This window comes from Phyllobacterium sp. YR531, from assembly GCF_000282595.1.
Taxonomy (GTDB): Bacteria; Pseudomonadota; Alphaproteobacteria; order Rhizobiales; family Rhizobiaceae; genus Phyllobacterium.
Window position 1 is genome coordinate 60275 of sequence record NZ_AKIZ01000030.1, and the last position, 18284, is coordinate 78558.

At 52.7% G+C, this 18284-nt stretch carries 13 protein-coding genes; 1 reads left to right on the forward strand and 12 read right to left on the reverse strand.

Annotated elements, in window-relative coordinates; translation table 11 throughout:
- Nucleotides 1–16 precede the first annotated feature (16 nt).
- On the forward strand, nt 17–481 hold the full coding sequence (gene ptsN / locus PMI41_RS17455) for a PTS IIA-like nitrogen regulatory protein PtsN (protein ID WP_008127044.1): 465 nt from the start codon (nt 17–19) through the stop codon (nt 479–481).
- A 49-nt stretch (nt 482–530) separates the two neighbouring features.
- Here the strand turns inward: ptsN and PMI41_RS17460 are convergent, their stop codons facing one another.
- The 12 genes from PMI41_RS17460 to PMI41_RS17515 all read right to left on the reverse strand — a co-directional run bounded on the left by PMI41_RS17460 (nt 531) and on the right by PMI41_RS17515 (nt 18106).
- On the reverse strand, nt 531–962 hold the full coding sequence (locus tag PMI41_RS17460) for a Fur family transcriptional regulator (protein WP_008127046.1): 432 nt from the start codon (nt 960–962) through the stop codon (nt 531–533).
- Between the two features lie 128 nt (nt 963–1090).
- The gene (locus tag PMI41_RS17465) at nt 1091–9679 is read right to left on the reverse strand and encodes a glucoamylase family protein (RefSeq protein ID WP_008127048.1); all 8589 of its coding nucleotides are present in this window, start codon (nt 9677–9679) and stop codon (nt 1091–1093) included.
- A 276-nt stretch (nt 9680–9955) separates the two neighbouring features.
- Nucleotides 9956–10996 carry a sulfate/molybdate ABC transporter ATP-binding protein gene (locus PMI41_RS17470; RefSeq protein ID WP_008127049.1) on the reverse strand — a complete coding sequence of 347 codons (1041 nt, stop codon included), beginning with the start codon at nt 10994–10996 and terminating at the stop codon, nt 9956–9958.
- Nucleotides 10997–11007: 11 nt separating this feature from the next.
- Nucleotides 11008–11889: a sulfate ABC transporter permease subunit CysW gene (cysW, locus tag PMI41_RS17475; RefSeq protein ID WP_008127051.1), complete on the reverse strand. Its 882-nt coding sequence runs from the start codon at nt 11887–11889 to the stop codon at nt 11008–11010.
- The gene (gene cysT / locus PMI41_RS17480) at nt 11879–12721 is read right to left on the reverse strand and encodes a sulfate ABC transporter permease subunit CysT (RefSeq protein WP_040855684.1); all 843 of its coding nucleotides are present in this window, start codon (nt 12719–12721) and stop codon (nt 11879–11881) included. The genes cysW and cysT overlap by 11 nt, the downstream gene beginning before the upstream one ends.
- 60 nt (nt 12722–12781) lie before the next feature.
- A complete protein-coding gene (locus PMI41_RS17485) occupies nt 12782–13813 on the reverse strand; it encodes a sulfate ABC transporter substrate-binding protein (protein ID WP_008127055.1) in 1032 nt (343 codons plus the stop codon).
- Nucleotides 13814–14025: 212 nt separating this feature from the next.
- Nucleotides 14026–14202, reverse strand: a complete 177-nt coding sequence (locus PMI41_RS25105; protein WP_008127057.1) for a hypothetical protein — start codon at nt 14200–14202, stop codon at nt 14026–14028.
- 15 nt (nt 14203–14217) lie between these two features.
- Entirely contained in the window at nt 14218–14724 is a 507-nt protein-coding gene (locus PMI41_RS17490) for a hypothetical protein (protein ID WP_008127059.1), read from the reverse strand.
- A gap of 409 nt (nt 14725–15133) precedes the next feature.
- Entirely contained in the window at nt 15134–15724 is a 591-nt protein-coding gene (locus tag PMI41_RS17500; RefSeq protein ID WP_008127063.1) for an SCO family protein, read from the reverse strand.
- A complete protein-coding gene (locus tag PMI41_RS17505; RefSeq protein WP_008127065.1) occupies nt 15724–16254 on the reverse strand; it encodes a copper chaperone PCu(A)C in 531 nt (176 codons plus the stop codon). The genes PMI41_RS17500 and PMI41_RS17505 overlap by 1 nt, the downstream gene beginning before the upstream one ends.
- 23 nt (nt 16255–16277) lie before the next feature.
- Nucleotides 16278–17642 carry a PepSY domain-containing protein gene (locus PMI41_RS17510; protein WP_008127067.1) on the reverse strand — a complete coding sequence of 455 codons (1365 nt, stop codon included), beginning with the start codon at nt 17640–17642 and terminating at the stop codon, nt 16278–16280.
- Between the two features lie 83 nt (nt 17643–17725).
- On the reverse strand, nt 17726–18106 hold the full coding sequence (locus PMI41_RS17515) for a hypothetical protein (RefSeq protein ID WP_008127069.1): 381 nt from the start codon (nt 18104–18106) through the stop codon (nt 17726–17728).
- Nucleotides 18107–18284: the final 178 nt, after the last annotated feature.

Here is an 18284-nt window from a genome sequence, read left to right on the forward strand (position 1 = left end):
GGAAGGAAGAGAGATAATGGATCTGGGTGATCTCATTCAGCCCGACGCTGTCCTGCCCGCATTGAAAGTCAATTCCAAGAAGCAACTCTTGCAGATCATGTCGGAAAAGGCAGCTGCCCTGACCGGATTGAGCGAGCGCGAGGTTTTCGACACGGTTTTGCAACGCGAGCGTCTTGGATCGACAGGTGTCGGCAATGGCATTGCCATTCCACACGGCAAGATCAACAGTGTAAAGCGTATTGCCGGGGTTTTTGCCCAGTTGGATACGCCTGTCGATTTTGAAGCGTTGGACGACCAACCCGTGGATATAGTGTTTCTCTTGCTTGCTCCGGAAAATGCCGGGGCCGATCATTTGAAGGCTCTGTCGCGCATTGCCAGAATGTTGCGCGATCCCGAGCGGATTGCCAAATTGCGCACTGCGCACGACGCCAGCCTGCTTTACGAATTGCTGACTTCGCAACCCGCGTCAAACGCCGCCTGATCGTTTATAGCACATACTTTGAAAAGGCCGCCTTCGAGGCGGCTTTTTATTATTTTTGTTCAGTCTTCCGCGCATAAAGCTCAAGTCGGTGATGCACGATGTCATAACCGAGTGATTTGGCGATTTCTTCCTGAAGTTTCTCGATCTTATCCGATTTGAATTCTATCACGGCACCGGTATCGATATCGATCAGGTGGTCGTGATGGTCACCGTGGGCCTGTTCAAAGCGTGACGGGCCGCCGTTGAAAGCATGGCGGTGTATCGCGCCCAAATCCTCCAGCAAATTCATGGTTCGATAGACAGTCGATAGCGAGATACTGTTATCGATCTCGATGGCGCGATGAAAAATCTTCATTGCATCCGGGTGATCTTCCGTTGAGCTCAATATATCCAGAATGATGCGCCGTGGCCGTGTGATACGCACACCAGCTTTACGCAATTCTTTCTCATATTCCGGTTTCTGGTTCGAAGCATGTTTCATGACTGGAATATGCGTCAGATCGCTTCCAGTTGCAAATTTTCTCAACTGAGAAGAGTGCTCATAAACAAAAAATCGCCGCCAGTGAATCTCACTGGCGGCGATCAAGATGAATTAATATCGAGAGAGGATCAGCTCGCTGAGGGCACCTCTACGATTACCTTATGCTCACCGGATTTTTCCATCGGGATACCATCGTCGATTTTTGTCAGCTTCTTGCCATTGACTGTAACTTTTTTGGTTCCGCTGGAAAGTGGCTTGACCTCAACCGTGTAGCGGGCGTCGCCATTGCGCAGCACGAAGCTGAAACTCTTCCATTTCGACGGTAGCGCGGGATCTACGAACAAGTGGTCGGCTTTCCGGGTAATGCCGAGAATGCCTTCCGTTGCGACGCGGTATAGCCAGCCGGCAGAACCGGTATACCAAGTCCATCCGCCGCGACCGCGCATGGGATCAACCGAGTAAACATCTGCAGCAACGACATAAGGTTCGACGCGATATGATTCAGCCTTGTCTGGATCAAGCGAGTGATTGACAGGATTGAGCATGCTGAACCAACGATAGGCTTCATCAGCATTGCCGAGTTTTGCCATGGCAAGAACCGCCCACGTTGCTGCGTGCGTGTATTGACCGCCATTCTCGCGAACACCAACTGGATAGCTTTTGATGTAACCCGGATCATGGCGCGACTTGTTGAACGGTGGAGTGAACAGCTTGATAACCTGTGCTTCCTCGTCAATCAGATGGGTAGCAACAGAGTTCATTGCCTGCTTGGCCCGATCAGGATCACCGTAACCGGAAAGCACACTCCAGGACTGTGCAATCGAGTCGATCTTACACTCTTCGCTAGTCTTGGAACCCAGCGGTGAACCATCATCGAAATAGCCACGGCGATACCATTCGCCATCCCAGCCATTCTTTTCCAACGAAGCCTTGAGGCTTTCAATATGCGCCTGCCAGCGCTTTACACGCTCCGCATCCTTGTATCGCTCAGCGATAGGTAAAACATCCCGCAATGTGCTGATAAGGAACCAGCCAAGCCAGATGCTTTCACCTTTTCCATCTTCGCCAACGCGGTTCATGCCGTCATTCCAATCGCCCGTCAGCATCAACGGCAAGCCGTTGGTACCAGTTCGTGCAACTGCAAGGTCCAGCGCTCTGGCGGCGTGCTCATAAACGCTGACGATCTCGCTGGAAATTGTAGGTTGGTAGAAGGCATCGTGCTCAGCTTCTTCCAGAGCGCGTCCTTCGATAAAGGCGATCTGCTCATCAAGAATGCTCATGTCGCCCGTTACGGAGGTGTAATGGGCAATTGCATAGCCAAGCCAGACCACATCGTCGGAAATTTTCGTCCGCACGCCGGCGCCGGTGGTTGGAAGCCACCAATGCTGGACATCGCCTTCCTTGAACTGCCGCGCCGAGACATTCAATATCTGCTTGCGGGCGAGTTCAGGATTGAGGATCAGCATGGACAGTGTGTCTTGCAGCTGGTCGCGGAAGCCAAATGCACCACTGGCTTGATAGAAGGCCGAGCGTGCCCAGATACGGCAAGCCAGGCTCTGATAGGGCAGCCAGCGATTGACCATGACATTGAATGCATCATCCGGCGTGTCGACTTGGAGACCGTCAAGGAAGTCGGCCCAGATAGCTTTGGAGGCCGATAATGTATCTTCGAATGACCGGGTGCTGTGCTCGGCAAGTATTTTGCCTGCATCTTCAGCATTTCCCGTATCACCCATATAGAAGAGCACTTCTTTGGTCTCGCCGGGAGCAAGCTCGATATCCACCGCCAGTGCAGCGCAAGGGTCGCCACCAGCCTCGACGAGGTTGGATAATGACTTCGCTTGAAGAACTGCGGCAGGGCGCTCCACAGAACCGAGATTGCCGAAAAATTCGGTTCGATCAGCAGTGACGGACTGTGGCTTTACGCTGCTTGCGTAGAAAGCCATCTGGTTGCGCCGCTCGACACCATAAGGATTCCGGGCAAACAGAACGCCCTTCTCCGCATCATATGATGGCACGATAAAGGGAGCCGTCTTCGCACGGACATTGCCAAGCATCCACTCGACAAAACCGTAAACGCGTAGCTGCTTAGGCGATCCGCCGTGGTTGGTTATTTTAAGACTGGATACCCTTACTGGCAGTACCGGATCGACCGTATGGGTCAATTCAAGTCCGACATTACCGTGCTTGGAAAGGAACGTTGAATAGCCCTGTCCGTGGCGGGTCTCATATTGAACTGAAGGGTCCCGCAGAACCGACGCGGTAGGTGCGAATGCTGTGTTCTTATCAAGGTCTACAACATAAATAGCTTCGCCCGAGCGGTTGATGACAGGATCATTCGACCACTGGGTCAATTGATAGTCGCGGCTGTTGCCCGACCATGTGAAGCCTGCTCCCTCCGCTGACACGTGAAAGCCGAAACCTGAATTGGAGATCACATTGATCCACGGCTGAGGCGTGCAGGTGAGCCCACCCAGACGCACGACATATTCGCCGCTCGCCATATCAAATCCGCCAAAACCATTCCAGAATTGCAGATCATCTCCTGAAATCTTGGGGCGAGCCTTGCTCAAAAGCTGGCTCGGGGCCGGAGCAATTCCTCGCAGATCGTCTGCCTCAGCCTCAATCAGAGCTTTCCCTTTGGCATCAGGCACGGGAAGCGCTTCGGCAGCCAACTCCGTGACGCGGTTCAACTGCTCGGACAGAGAGCCATTCTGCGCGTGCAGAACGATGCGAGCTGAAGCCAGCAATGTGTTGTAGCTGGCATCGCTCATCTGATCCTTGCGCACGGTGAATATATGAACGCGAGGTCCATACTGTCCGCCGCGTGCACGGCTGTTTTCGCACATGGCTTCCAAACCACGCTGGAAATCCTGGGCGTAGGAAAATGAGCGCTCATTGATGACAACAACATCAACGACCAGTCCCTTTGCACGCCAATATTCGTGCGCTTTCAGAATATTTCTCAGTGTTTCCATATCGGCTTCATCGTCGATACGAAGAGCAAGGATCGGGAAATCGCCTGATATCGACATTGGCCAAAGTTCGGATTGGCTGCCCAATCCACTGGCAATGCTGCTGGAAGGCAACCGCAAGGATTTTTCCGGGTAGATCAGGTTTGTCGCTACCCGCTGGAACACGGCCGCTTCGTCGGGGTTGATGCCGATGTGATGCAGACGCACCTGAGAACTCGTCCACGACAAGGAGAATTCGCGGGCAAAACAATCCGGGTGACGGAAGCGGGCAACCACTTCCTCCAGCTCCTGGCGATTTGGCCGTACAAGGGTCCAGAATACCAGCGTTACTTTCTTATGCGCCGGAACCCGGACACGGCAGCGTAAAGAGGCAATCGGATCCAGGACGAAGCCATGGCTGCCACTCAGGGTAACGCCCTCGTCGAACGCTACTGGATTGTGCAGGGAGCGTCCCCGACCGATAAAGGCACGGCGATCAGTTTCCACCTGCACTTCACGCATTGCACCGGAGCCATCGCTGACCACATGGGCAACATGAATATCGGGATCGTCCGCACCGCGTTTGCGACGCGTCGCATAAATGGCATCGCCTCGTTCATCAATTTCGGTTTCCACGAACATTTTCGCAAAAGCCGGATGCGCTGTGTCGGTATCGTCATTGGTCAGTACCAATTCGGCATAGGACGTAACTTCAATTATGCGGTCCTTGGTGCCTGTATTGGTAATGACAATACGGCGTCCTTCACCATCGGAATCAGAAGCGACGATGGTTTCCACTGTGGAGTGGATCGTGCCGGTCTCCTTGATAAACTCCGCTTTGTAGTCGGTGAAGATCGTTGTGCTTTTTTCTCCCGCCAGGCGGACTGGATCGCTGGTGGCAGACCACCATTCGCCGTTTTCCATATCGCGGAGGAAAAGGAATGTGCCGTATCCGCTTTCAATGGGATCGGGCTGGAAGCGGGTTATCGCCAAGCCATTCCAACGGCTGTAACCCCCACCATTTGCCGTAACCATCACCGAGTAATGTCCATTCGACATCATCTGTGTTGCACGTGGAGCGGTCATCGGGTTCGGGATGTAGCGGATGGACGCGGGCTCTTCCGAGCTTTCAACGGCTTTACGCATGGGATTGTCGGCCTTGGCCTGCAATACCGGAATTTCGCGTGGTGCCTTTTCCTGCAGCAGAAGCTCTGCCGCTTCAATAACGGGATCAGCATGGAAGCGTTCGCGCATGCGGCCTTCGAAGACAACATTGTTGACCGCAACAATCGACATGCCGTGGTGATGCGCCATGTAGTTACGAACGATCGCATATTCCTCATCTTCGCGAACGCGCGACTTGGTGAAGTCGACGGCATCATAGAAGCCGTATTTACCAAGTGCCCCCATCGCGCGCAGGCGATTCAGGTTTTGGACAGCGGCTGCCGGCTGATACTGGCTGGCCATGATGCTGGCATAGGGCGCGACAACGTAGTTTTTCGAAAGGCCGCGCTTCAGACCGAGCGTGGGCACGCCGAAATTGGTGTATTGGTAGTTCATCTCCGGATCGCGCGCATTGTAGGCAGCTTCCGAAATGCCCCATGGCAACCCCTTGGATTCGCCATATTCGATCTGACGTTGAACGATCAGCTTGTTGGTCTGATCAAGCATTGAGCCAAGAGGCTCGATCATGACCAGCGGCGGCATCAGATATTCGAACATGGAGCCTGACCAGGATATCAAAGCTCCGCGCCAGCCAACGGGGACCAGCAATCTACCAAGCTTGAACCAATGATCGACAGGTATATCGCCCTTCGCAATGGCAAAAAGGCTAGCCAGACGTGCTTCGGATGCCAGAAGGTCGTAGCAGCTGGCATCAAGTTCGTTTGTTTCAACCCGGAAGCCGATAGACAGCAGGCGGCGTTCCTTCCGTTCCAGGAACGTGAAGTCAGTATCGAATGCCAATTGGCGGGCGCGTGTGGCAAGCGAAACGAGCCTTTCGCGTAACACATCAGTGCTTTCGTGACCGCCCATCGCATCGTCTGTGTGGCCTTGGCAAGTCTTGACCAGAAGCAATGCCCACTCATTTGCCGTGAGACTTATCGGAGTCTCCAGTTCGCCATGCAGTTCCTCAGTCAGGCGTTGGATATCGCCAGCGAACAGCGAAAGGTTAATTGTCCGAAGAGATGCTGTTTCCGGTTCTTCCTTGATCGTTGTGATCGCACGGCGGAAATTCGCTACACGTTCCTCAAGGCGTCGGCGCAGAGGCCGCAGAACGCGGCGGTCATCAGGAATTTCGGCGACCGTCTCTTCAAGGATATCACTCACGTCCAGAATGCCGTCGAGTTCACTTTGAAGATAGACGGATGGCGCTTCAGCCCATTTTTCCAAAGCGGAAGAAAGAGCCACGAGATGACCGGCAAGATTGCCGCTATCCACCGCCGAAACATAAAGCGGCAGCAACGGGCGAAGCGTTGTCGTTTCATACCAGTTGTAGAGATGGCCGCGATACTTCTCCATTTTCTCGAGAGTATCGATCGTGTCGCCAATGCGCGTCAGGGTCTCATTGAAACTGATCCAGCCGAAGTCACGGGCTGCGACAGTCGAGAGCAGATACATGCCGATATTGGTTGGTGATGTGCGCGTCGCGATAACCGGATGCGGGTCCTCCTGAAAATTATCCGGAGGAATAAAGTTCTGCTCCTTGGTAACGAATGTATCGTAATAGTGCCAGGTGCGGCGGGCAAAGCGGCGTAGTTCGCCCTTGTCGGATGAACGGACGATCAGATCGTCCAACGGCTTTGCAGAGCGGCTGACGAGCCAGGCAATAACTGGCGAGAAAAACCAGATAGCGGCAAACGGCACGGCAAGCATCCAGGCCCGACTATGACCTGCGAGAGGCAGGATGATTGCAACCAAAGCAACAATGACCGCTGGCCACATAAGCCGGGTGTAATATTGCAAAGTATCTGGCGAACTTGTCTTGGCTTGCGCGGCGGCACGCCACTCCAAGAGGTTTTTTCGCGAGACAAACAGGCGGTACAGAGTACGCGCAATCGCATCGGCCATAAGGCAGGCCATATTGGCGATAAAGGTAATACGCAGCGCGATATCCGCAGCACCGGCAAATATGTCAGTCAGGATGGCTTGGAAATGGCCCTTCAGCGAAAGGTTCATATCCGTGGGCACGAGATTGGTGAACAGGATCATCGTTGGCACGATGAACATGCTGAAAATCATGAAGAATTGCCACAAGGCGGCAATGCCCGGAGGCAAGAGAGTCCAAGCGGCAATTGAGGCCAGAATCCAGAAAACCGGCGTCAGCGAACGGCGTAGATTATCTACCATCTTCCAGCGGGTAACGGCGGTAATACCCGGTTTGGTGCTGAAAAGGTAAGGCAACAACTGCCAGTCACCACGCGTCCAGCGATGGTGGCGCGAAATGTCCACATTATAGCCGGTAGGATAGTCTTCAACGACCTCCACATCGCTGACCAGAGCTGCGCGGGCATAACCGCCTTCAAGCAAATCGTGGCTCAGAATTGTGTTTTCAGCAATTTTACCATCAAGGGCAAGTTCGAAGAAATCAATGTCGTACAGACCCTTGCCCGTGAACGTGCCTTCACCAACAACATCCTGATAGACGTCTGAAACTGCAAAGACGTAAGGATCAATGCCGCGATTGACCGAGAACACACGTTGCAGGAAGGAGGCGTCATCACCGGTCGTCAAAGATGGTGTAACGCGCGGCTGAAGAATGGCGTAACCGCTGACAATGCGCCCGGCCTTTTCACTATAAATCGGGCGATTGAGGGGGTGAATAAGCTTGCCGGCAAGGCGGTTGACTGAATCCGGTGTAAGGCGTGTATCGGAGTCCAGCGTCATCACGAATTTGATGTCGGTCGGCACTTCCTCGTTTGAGGGGAAGTAAGTCGTATCCTTGTCGCCGCGCAGAAGCAGATTAAGCTCATGCAATTTGCCGCGCTTGCGCTCCCAACCCATCCAACGGTTTTCCTGAGCGTTGAACAGGCGTTTGCGATGAAGGAGGAAAAAGCGAGGGTTGCTTTGGGTGTAGTGGCTGTTGAGTGCAGTGATCTTCTCACGAGCGTAATCAAGAATGTCCAGATCATCATCGGTCTGCTCGACCTTGCTGTCAGCCCAATCGGTGAGCAATGCAAAATAAACTTCACCGCGCGGGTTGGTCAGATAATGCACTTCCAGGTTACGGATATGCTCATCCACGGAATCGCGTGAAGTGATCAAAGTTGGAACAGCTACGAGCGTTTTTGCCTCAGGTGGCAGACCGTTCTTGTATTCGAAACCGATCAGTCGCGTTGGCGGCATAAACATTGGAATGATCCAGTTTACGAAGCCATTTGCGGTTTCCATGGTTGGAAACACTGCCAGAATTGTAAACAGCAGAACCTGATCACGCGGCAGACCGGCTCGGGTCAGCCAATAATGCACGACCAGCAATATAGCGATCGAGAAAATGGAAGCCGGAACCCACAGACCGGCCAAGCCGAGGTTTCTGTAAAAACGCACCCAACGCAGCATGATGGTTGGCGTGTAACCGCAGTTTGCTTCCAGCTCCGGACGACCGTCGCCTGCCAGATAATAGCCCACATCGCGTTTGCGCTGTTCCGGGACACCGCCTTCGCCGCCAGTTTGCTCTGCACTCTTGTGCGCGAGTTCGAGCGCGACCTGTGTGATATCGTTCTCGCTCTTGCCTGAACGGCGGGCGATCTTTTCGATGGCGACGCGATAGGCATTGCGGGAATGAAAATCGAGCGCATCGAAGTTTGAATTCTCACGCAGGACAGCATCGACGCCGCTGACTGTTTCAAACCATGTAATCCAGTCAACGTCATCAATGGCCTTCAAGCTGCGAATGAGATTTCCCATTGTCACGCCGCCGGTAGATTGGCGTGTGTGCTCCTGAATAATCGCATCTTCGGCATCGCTGCCGTTCTTTTCCAGAACTTCTTCCAGCCATGCGACTGCCGCACCGGAATGCATCGCGCCGCCACGCAGGCGATAAAGAAGATGCGTTGCAAAGGTACTGTCGCGTGCTGCAGTGGTATACTGCTCCAGAAGTTGCGGCAGGGTATCTTTGTCTGCGTTCAGCGTGATCTCATCGGCAACGCTGTTCGCATAGGCGCGCATGCGCCGTGCACGTTCGACACGTAGCGAAAGGCGGCGCGCATTTTCGATAAGGATGAAGCGCACGGCGGAGGGAAGCGCCCACAATTCACCGATGTGTAACGGTTCGACCGTCTGGAAGCCTTCAACAATCGCGCTGAGACTGTTCAGCGAAAATTGACTGTCCGTATGGGCCACATAAAGCCATGCCAGCGCCATGACGCGCGGTACACCCGGCTGGCTGACCAGAGAGGGTAGCTGGCGAATGAACTTCTTGGGTAGATCGCGTTCGACCTGCTGAATGTTCTGATCAACGAGATAGTAATTGTCGAGCAGCCATTGAGCCGCCGGAGTAATGGTTTCGCCTTTACGGGCGGCCGCATCCGAAGAGCGGTAAGAGTGTAAGATCAACCGTGCGTTCTCAACGGTTCTCTGTTCGAAAACCATCGGCTCATAGTCGGGCAGGCGGACATCTTCGCCCTTCGCGACCCGTGCTCCGAGATCGCGGATATCGTCAATCGACTTATAATGTGCCCGGATAGGGTTCGGCTGAACAGAAAAAATCTGGCCGACGGTTTTCTTCTGAGATGCGAACGCTGGAAAAAAGCTTAATGAGGGCATTTGCTTCGTTTCGGTTGGAAGAAAAAAATCTTCGGGATTGCAATATAAGACGGCATTTTACGATCTAATCGGTTCAGAGCAATGACGCTATCACCACTTTGATTGTTACCGATCAGTTTTGATGAAAATGAGTCAGATTGCCATAACGAATTATGTATGGCCGCTCGGATAGCGGGCAAAAATAAACAAAATGACTCCGAAACCACCAAAAGGCTTCAAATTGTCTGCCAAACAAAAAAGCCGGAATTCGAAAATTCCGGCTTTGAAATTTAATTTTTAGTCGGTCTTTCGAAAGACACGCCAATGTTTTGGCAGGAATCCGAGTGGAGAGCCCACTTTCGCAGGATGGTCGGCCGGGATTTCAACCTCGACGCGATTATCAGTACCGTCAATCTCAAGTTCTACGCGGCGGGTTGCGCCCACGCGGCGGCTGGCAACCACTATCCCATTTATGCTGGCTTCCGATCCCTCGACCAGTTCCACATCATGCGGGCGGAAATAGAGAACGCCATCGCCATCCGCTTGGTCACTTCGCAGGTCGAGTGCTTCATTACCAAGATAGAGCGTTTTCGCTTTTACACTTACATCAAGCGAGCTGGACTCCCCAATGAAGCTGTAGACGAAAGGCGAATTAGGCCGGTCGTATACTTCGTCCGGCGTGCCAACCTGTTCGATCTTGCCTTGGCTCATCACAACAACACGATCGGCCAGTTCAAGCGCCTCATCCTGATCGTGGGTAACGAAAACCGTGGTGTGCTTGGTCTTGTCATGAATTTCACGCAGCCAACGGCGCAATTCCTTGCGAACCTTGGCATCAAGTGCGCCGAAAGGTTCATCCAGAAGCAGGACACGCGGCTCGATGGCCATCGCACGCGCCAGTGCCACACGCTGCCGCTGACCACCAGAAAGCTGCGCCGGGTAGCGTTTTTCCAGTCCGGAAAGCTGAACAAAGTCGAGAAGCTCTGACGAACGTCTGCGAATTTCTTCCTTGCTCGGGCGATTGGCACTAGGACGCACCTTGAGGCCGAAGCCGACATTGTCGATGACTGTCATATGGCGGAACAGAGCATAATGCTGGAAAACAAACCCGACATTGCGTTCCTGTACCGATTTGAGAGAGGCGTCCTCCTCGCCAAAGAACACTTTTCCATCCGTCGGCGTTTCAAGGCCAGCAATGAGGCGAAGGAGCGTCGTCTTACCCGACCCCGATGGACCGAGAAGGGCGATAAGCTCACCCGAGTTTATATCCAATGATACGTCGTGCAACGCCGGAAACCGGTCGAACTCCTTGCGCACACCACTTACACGAACTTCCATAAATATTCCCCTTAGTGTCCGCCGGCAGCACGCAGTTCCGCCCCATACCTCAACTCCAGCAGAGACTTGAGAATGAGCGTTACCAGCGCGAGCAGCGCAAGTAGCGAAGCCACTGCGAAAGCAGCAACAAAATTATATTCGTTATAAAGAATTTCGACATGCAACGGCATCGTATTGGTCAGGCCGCGAATGTGGCCTGATACGACCGAAACCGCGCCGAATTCTCCCATTGCCCGGGCGTTGCACAAAAGAACACCGTAGAGCAAGCCCCATTTGATATTGGGCAAAGTGACATGCCAGAAAGTCTGCCAGCCATTTGCGCCCAAAGACAATGCTGCTTCTTCATCAGTCGTGCCCTGATCCTGCATGAGCGGGATCAGCTCACGCGCGACAAAAGGGAATGTGACAAATACAGTTGCGAGCACGATGCCCGGGACAGCGAAGAGGATTTCTATTCCATGTGATTTTAGCCATGGTCCAAGGACACTCTGCGATGAAAAGAGCAGAACATAAACCAGTCCGGAAATGACGGGAGACACGGAAAAGGGCAAATCGATCAGCGTTGTCAAAAAGGCTTTACCCTTGAACTCGAACTTGGCGATCGCCCAAGCGGCAACGACCCCAAAGACAACGTTCAATGGTACGGCAATTGCCGCAACCAAGAGGGTCAGACGTATTGCCGCCAGCGCATCGGCCTCGGCAAATGCAGCAAGGTAGGCTTCTGGCCCCTTGCGGAAAGCCTCAACGAAAACAGCGACTAGCGGCAGCAAAAGGAAGAGGCCAAGAAAGGCTAGCGCGATAGTGATGAAAACAAACCGGGCAGTACGGCTTTCCGTCGTCGCCGGGTGCCATGCCTTGGTAGTTTCATGGGTTGCAGGCTGCTCATGTGCCATAGCCATACCTCCTTCGGCTCCACGCCTGAATAAGGTTGATCACTAACAGCATCAAAAATGATATGGAAAGCATGATTGTCGCAATGGCTGTCGCACCCGCATAATCGAACTCTTCAAGTCGAATGACGATCAGCAATGGTGCAATCTCCGACACATAAGGCAAATTTCCCGCGATAAAAATAACCGATCCATATTCACCAACAGCTCTGGCGAATGCCAGTGCAAATCCGGTCAGGATGGCAGGTTGGAGCCCGGGCAGAAGCACGCGCGTTATCGTCTGAAAACGGGTTGCACCCAACGTTGCGGCAGCTTCTTCAACCTCTTTACGGATTTCTTCCATGACCGGCTGCACCGTCCGGACAACAAACGGGAGACCAATAAAGATCAACGCGATGATTATGCCCAACGGTGTAAATGCGACCTTGATACCGAGCGGTTCCAGCCATTTTCCAATCCAGCCGTTTTTTGCATAAAGCGCGGTCAGGGCGATGCCCGCGACAGCAGTCGGCAAGGCAAACGGCAAATCCACAATCGCGTCGATAATGCGACGACCGGGGAAACGGTAACGGACCAGAACCCAGGCAACGATAACGCCAAAGACTACATTTACCAGAGCCGCGACAAGCGATGTGCCAAAGCTGATCTTGAGTGCATTGATAGTGCGGGGATCAATGGCAACGCTAAAGAAGCCACCCCAGCCGAGAGCTGCTGAGCGCCATACAAGACCCGCCAAAGGGATAAGGACAATAAGTGCGAGGTAGGCAAGCGTGAAGCCAAGCGTCATTCCAAATCCTGGAATGATACTTGGCCTCTTGAAACGGGATGGAGTCATATGGCAACTCCATCCAGGTTTAGCTGCCAACCTGCTTTTGCAAGGTTGGATTTCATATTTTTACTGTTTCGGCTTGTAAATCTGGTCAAATGTTCCGCCATCTCCAAAGTGATAAGGCTGTGCTTTAGCCCATCCACCGAAGATTGGATCATCGATTGTTACCAGTTTCAACTCCGGCAGTTTCTTCAGAAGATCTGCGGATACAAGTTTAGGCTCGCTCGGGCGGTAGAAATGCTTCGCTGCAAGCGTCTGACCTTCTTCCGAGTAGAGATACTGAAGGTAGGCTTCAGCGGCCTTCCTGGTGCCTTTTGCGTCGACATTTGCATCGACAATGGCAACAGGCGGTTCAGCGAGAATGGACTGTGGTGGCACAACGATATCAAACTTGTCGGCACCAAATTCGTCGAGAGAAAGATAGGCTTCATTTTCCCACGCGAGGAGAACGTCACCGAGTTCACGCTGCGCAAAAGTGGTAGTTGAACCGCGGGCACCCGTATCAAGCACAGGGACATGCTGGAAAAGTGTTGCGATATACTCTTTGATCTTGGCTTCATCACCGCCGAACTGGCCATTTGCCCATGCCCATGCGGCAAGATAATTCCAGCGTGCACCGCCAGATGTTTTAGGATTCGGTGTGATGACCTCTACACCGTCCTTGATCAGGTCGCCCCAATCCTTGATGCCTTTCGGATTTCCCTTCCGGACCAGAAACACAATGGTTGATGTATATGGCGCAGAGTTGTGCGGATATTTCGTCCGCCAGTCTGGATTAATTTTCTTCGTGGCGCCTACAATTGCGGAAATATCGCTTTCGAGTGCCAGTGTCACCACATCGGCATCAAGACCGTCAATGACTGCACGCGCCTGCTTGCCTGAGCCGCCGTGAGAAGTCTGTATGGTTACAGTCTCGCCTGTATCAGCTTTCCACTTGGCTGCGAAGGCCGCATTGAAATCCTTATAGAGTTCGCGGGTTGGATCGTAAGATACGTTCAAAAGCGTTGTGTCCGCAAAGGCTGCAGACATTGGTTGTGACGCAACTGTTGCCATAAGCAGCGCAGTTGCGAAGGCTATCGATAATCGGTAATTTTTCATGCCTGCCTCCGTATGATTGAGACTGAAGCGTAGCAGAGCCCCTCAAAATGGGGCGTTAGAAAGAATTCCTTTTATATCGAAAAATTAGAAAATTCTACCGGATACGCATAGTCTACAGAAATAGTAGTCTATGTTTTTTAAGGGGTTATTTCCATTGCAAAAAAGAACGGCTGGGCCTTGTTCAAGGCCCAACTTTTCTAAGCATGCGCTGATTACTTGCGAACTGTCAGTTTGACAGGTGTGGCGTCAGCAATTTTGACGTAGCCTGTAAGCTCGGCGCGCGTGGTTTCCACCTTGGGCGTTTTGATGGGCATGACGAAAATAGCGGCGGTGAGCAAAGCGGTCGCTGCTACAGACAATTGCCGTTCCCGGCGTGAACTGATGATCATGATCTCTCCCCTTCCTTAATGATATTTCGCGCGCATCGGGCGGGAAATAATGTCGTCGATTGCAGACTTTGGAATAGGCAAAAGCACTTGATCCATTTCTGCGAGTGTTTCGGCAAATGTGATTGCAGCGTTCTCGACTTCCTCGTGACGGGAAGGACATGCCATTGCATTAAGGCATGTTCGTGCTGCAACCATGTCGCAATTTTGAAGACCTGCGATCAGGCCCAGTGTCATGCATTCTTCACGGCAAACGTGGTGGGAGCCAAACGGGAATGTCTTCAGGGGACACAAGGCGCAATGGCGCAATGTGCGAATGAAGTACGATAATTCCGATAGGGCACGATTGCCGTTACGATCGCCCAGAATCTCGCTATAGAGACCATAGGCCATTTCCCACGCAACCACAGAGCCGGTTTCAAACCCGGCAGTCCACCGGCGATAGCCCTCGAGCACCAGTTTTTCAGGGGCGCGATCAAAATAGCAACCAGTGTGGTTTTGATTCTCAGATAGACGCGGAAACATCGCGACCCCCATCTTGCTGAATATTGCGAGCGAGGGTGAGTGAGCCATTGCGCAATGCATGAGACAGCAGGCGTAGAGGTCTGTCAGGACCCGAAGCATAAGACGAGTGCTGAAGGCTCAGCAAAGAAACCACGCGTTGGCGTGGCAGAAAAAGACCAATCATAAGGTCCTCCAATCGAACGGGTTCAAGGCCCAGACATCAAAGGGATGTACTCATTGTACGATTGCATAAAGGCTGCTGAAAAACAGGATGTCAAATACTAAATTTTTAAAACGTCCAAAAATATCAATAGCTTAGAATAATTCTAGGAAATTATGAGTTTTTTAGTATACAAATGTTCTCGAAGTGTCAATTCGAGTGAATTGTCCTCTGACTTCACGTGCGGAAAGAGGACAATTCTGTCGGGAATCAGCCGGCGATGAGAAGCTTCAGCTTTTTCAGGGCAACGTCCGAGTTTTCTTTATAATCGATCGTGCTTTTCAGGCGGGCATCACGATCAAGCAACATGACAGATGCTGTGTGATCCATTGTATAATCGCCATTCTCGGTGGGCACCTTCTTGGCGTATATTCGCCAGCTCTTGACCAGCTTGTCGATTTCCTCGGGCTTCCCGGTGATGCCGGTTATCCGGTCGGTAAAGGCTGCTGTATAGCCTTTCATGACTTCCGGGGTATCGCGTTCCGGATCAACCGATATGAAGAAAACGCGCAAATCCTTTCCTTCTTCACCAAGAGTGTTCAGTAATCCGGCCATTTCGAACAGCGTTGTCGGGCAGACCTCCGGACAATGGGTGAAACCGAAGAACAGCGCGGTTGGATGCCCCTTGAACGCTGCCTCTGTAATGGGTGCGCCATTTTGATCAATCAGATTGAATGGTGCACCGAGTTCCACAGATTTAGGGGCACTCGTCTGGCGCCCGCTAAAATAGGTAAGAACCAGAAAGATTGAGAGAGCAGCTATACCCGCCCACAAAGTATAACGTAGAAGACGAACGTTCATCAGTTGTGCTCCATACTTGAGGCATTTGCAGCGCCAACCATGAATTGGACTTCGACCTTCCCCGCCTTGGCAAATTCAAGAGTAACGGGGATCATATCGCCTTCCTTCAATGGCTTGGTGATATTCATCAGCATCAGATGCAGGCCACCAGGGGTTAGTTCAGCGCTACCGCCAGCAGGTATTTCGAGGCCATCCTTCAACTGGCGCATCTGCATGACATTGCCGTCCATCTTCATCTCATGCACTTCAACACGTTCGGCAGCCGGACTTGAACCGCCAATCAGACGGTCAGCTTCGCTGGACGAGTTGGCGATCTTGAGATAGCCGCCGCCAACTTTCGCTCCAGGCAGAGTTGCACGGGTGAAAGCATCACTAAGGGTTAAATCGCCAGCTTCTACAGGCTCCATCATCTCTTCAGACATGGCTGCAGCGTCGTTCTGGCCCATTTTGGAGTGATCGTGTGCTATAGCCGAGAATGACAGCGACGTAGCAAAAAGGGCAAAGGCGGCAGTTCGGAACAGGGTTTTCATAAGGAGATCTCCAATTCGGATATTTATGAGAAAACACGTTTCAGGGGTGAGGGAATACGGGTGATCAGTTGATCGATGACTAGCATGGCAAGTATGGCGAAGCCGGTCAGCGGAAAGGCGATGCCGAACCCGAGAATCACAAGCGTCAGAGTGATAAACACACTGGTCTGCGAGGGCATTGGTGGTACGCCCAACCGACCCGAAGGACGCCGCTTCCACCACATGATAATTGCAGTCACCGAAGTCAGAACAATGGCAAGGCAGGTCAGCAGCATGACGATCTGATTGGCGAGGCCCCAATATTGACCCATATGGACGCCGACACCAAACTCGATCACTTTCCCGCCTATGCCATATTGCGAAAAATTGATATCAATCAACGGCTTGCCTGTATACCGATCATAGTGGATCGTTCGTTGCTTCGTTATGTCGTCCGGGAAAATAGCGGCAGTATAGACACCCTGTCTGCCGGTCGGCATGGAGACTTCGTAGCCGGGCGCAACACCCGCATCATTGGCAGACTTAACGATCTGATCAAGGCTAACGCTCTTGCCTGATACATTTGGTGTGGATGTGGGAACTGGTGCATTTTCCACGGTCCAACCGGCATGATCGACTACGTTTTTTGTCGGTATGGCTGAGACCGGAACATCATCCCAAAGCTGGGTCGGATAGCCCATGCCCGAACTGGAAAGTGCGGCATTCACCTGCCCACCCCAATAACCGGACCAAGGCATTCCGGAGATCGCAAGGAAGAAGATCAGCGCTCCGGCAGATGCACCGGTTACAGCATGAAGATCGCGCCAGAACACGCGCTTGGAAGGTGTCCCACGCACGCTGACCACACCGCCAGTTTGTTTGCGTGGCCACCACAGGTAGAATCCGGTGACGACCAGAATGAGCGCCAGTCCGCCAACTGCTTCCACCATCTTATTGAAAACAATACCGAAATATTTCAGACCGTGGATGCGCCTTACAACCAGGTTGAATTCATTCTCCTCGGGAACAGTCCCAAGCACCGCGCCACTATACGGATTGACGAAAACCAGCGTCTTCTCCGCAGAAGTGCCAACGGTCACGCGAACCGAGTGCGACGGGTCGGAAGGAACCCTGTAGCGCACCACTTTTGAACCGGGAACGGCTGCCCGGGCATTTTCTGCAAGCAGCGAAGGAGCTAGAGATTCACTCTTGGGTTCGACCACATTGCGATAAGCGAAAATCGTATCGTCAATCTCGTCCTTGAAGAGATAAAGACCGCCGGTGACGGCAAGATTTATCATGAACGGAATGACCAGAAGGCCCGCAAAGAAATGCCAACGCCAGACGGCGCGGTAGAGAGATACACTGATATTGTTAGGCTTTTTGCCAGCCTCGGCAATCGCGGCCATAGTTTTTCCAATCGTCTGACGGCCAACGGGAATGCTCCCGTGAAAACGGGACCATACTCAAGCGCTTGAGGGCGCGGTTGGTATCAGGCGAAGGGTGGGGCTTGCGGCGGAGCCGATGGCGGATAGGCATGCCGCGCAATGAGCGCGGCTTCCTGCTTGACAGCAAGTGACTGTAATGGCTCGATTTTCTGACCTGAAGCCGCAGGAGGGACCGGCAGGATAACCGAGGCGGAAAGGCGGCAGGCCTCGCAACCATTGCCGTGCCAAGCAGATTTATGATGATCCGTATCGCCGGAATCGGTCAGGCACAGCACGGGCAAAGTGCCATCCGGAAGCGTATAGGCAGAAAGATCAGGCTGGGCAAAAGCGGTGGAAACCGGCTGATGGGCAAAGGCGACGAATACGAGCGCGAGCGCGCAAAGCATGCGCACCACTAACTGCCAATCGTTCCAAGATTTCCGCATTCCGGCCTCGTGAAATCGTCCGCAATTTTCATAACCGGACTTGTTAGGAAAAGCCATGCGGCAAAGAGGAATGCAACTACTAACAACCAAATTTCACGCCGCGATTGTAATTTTGCTCCCAAAATCGACAGTTTTGCTCTGACTTTCAGCAAATTTGCTGCAAATATGGTCTGATACG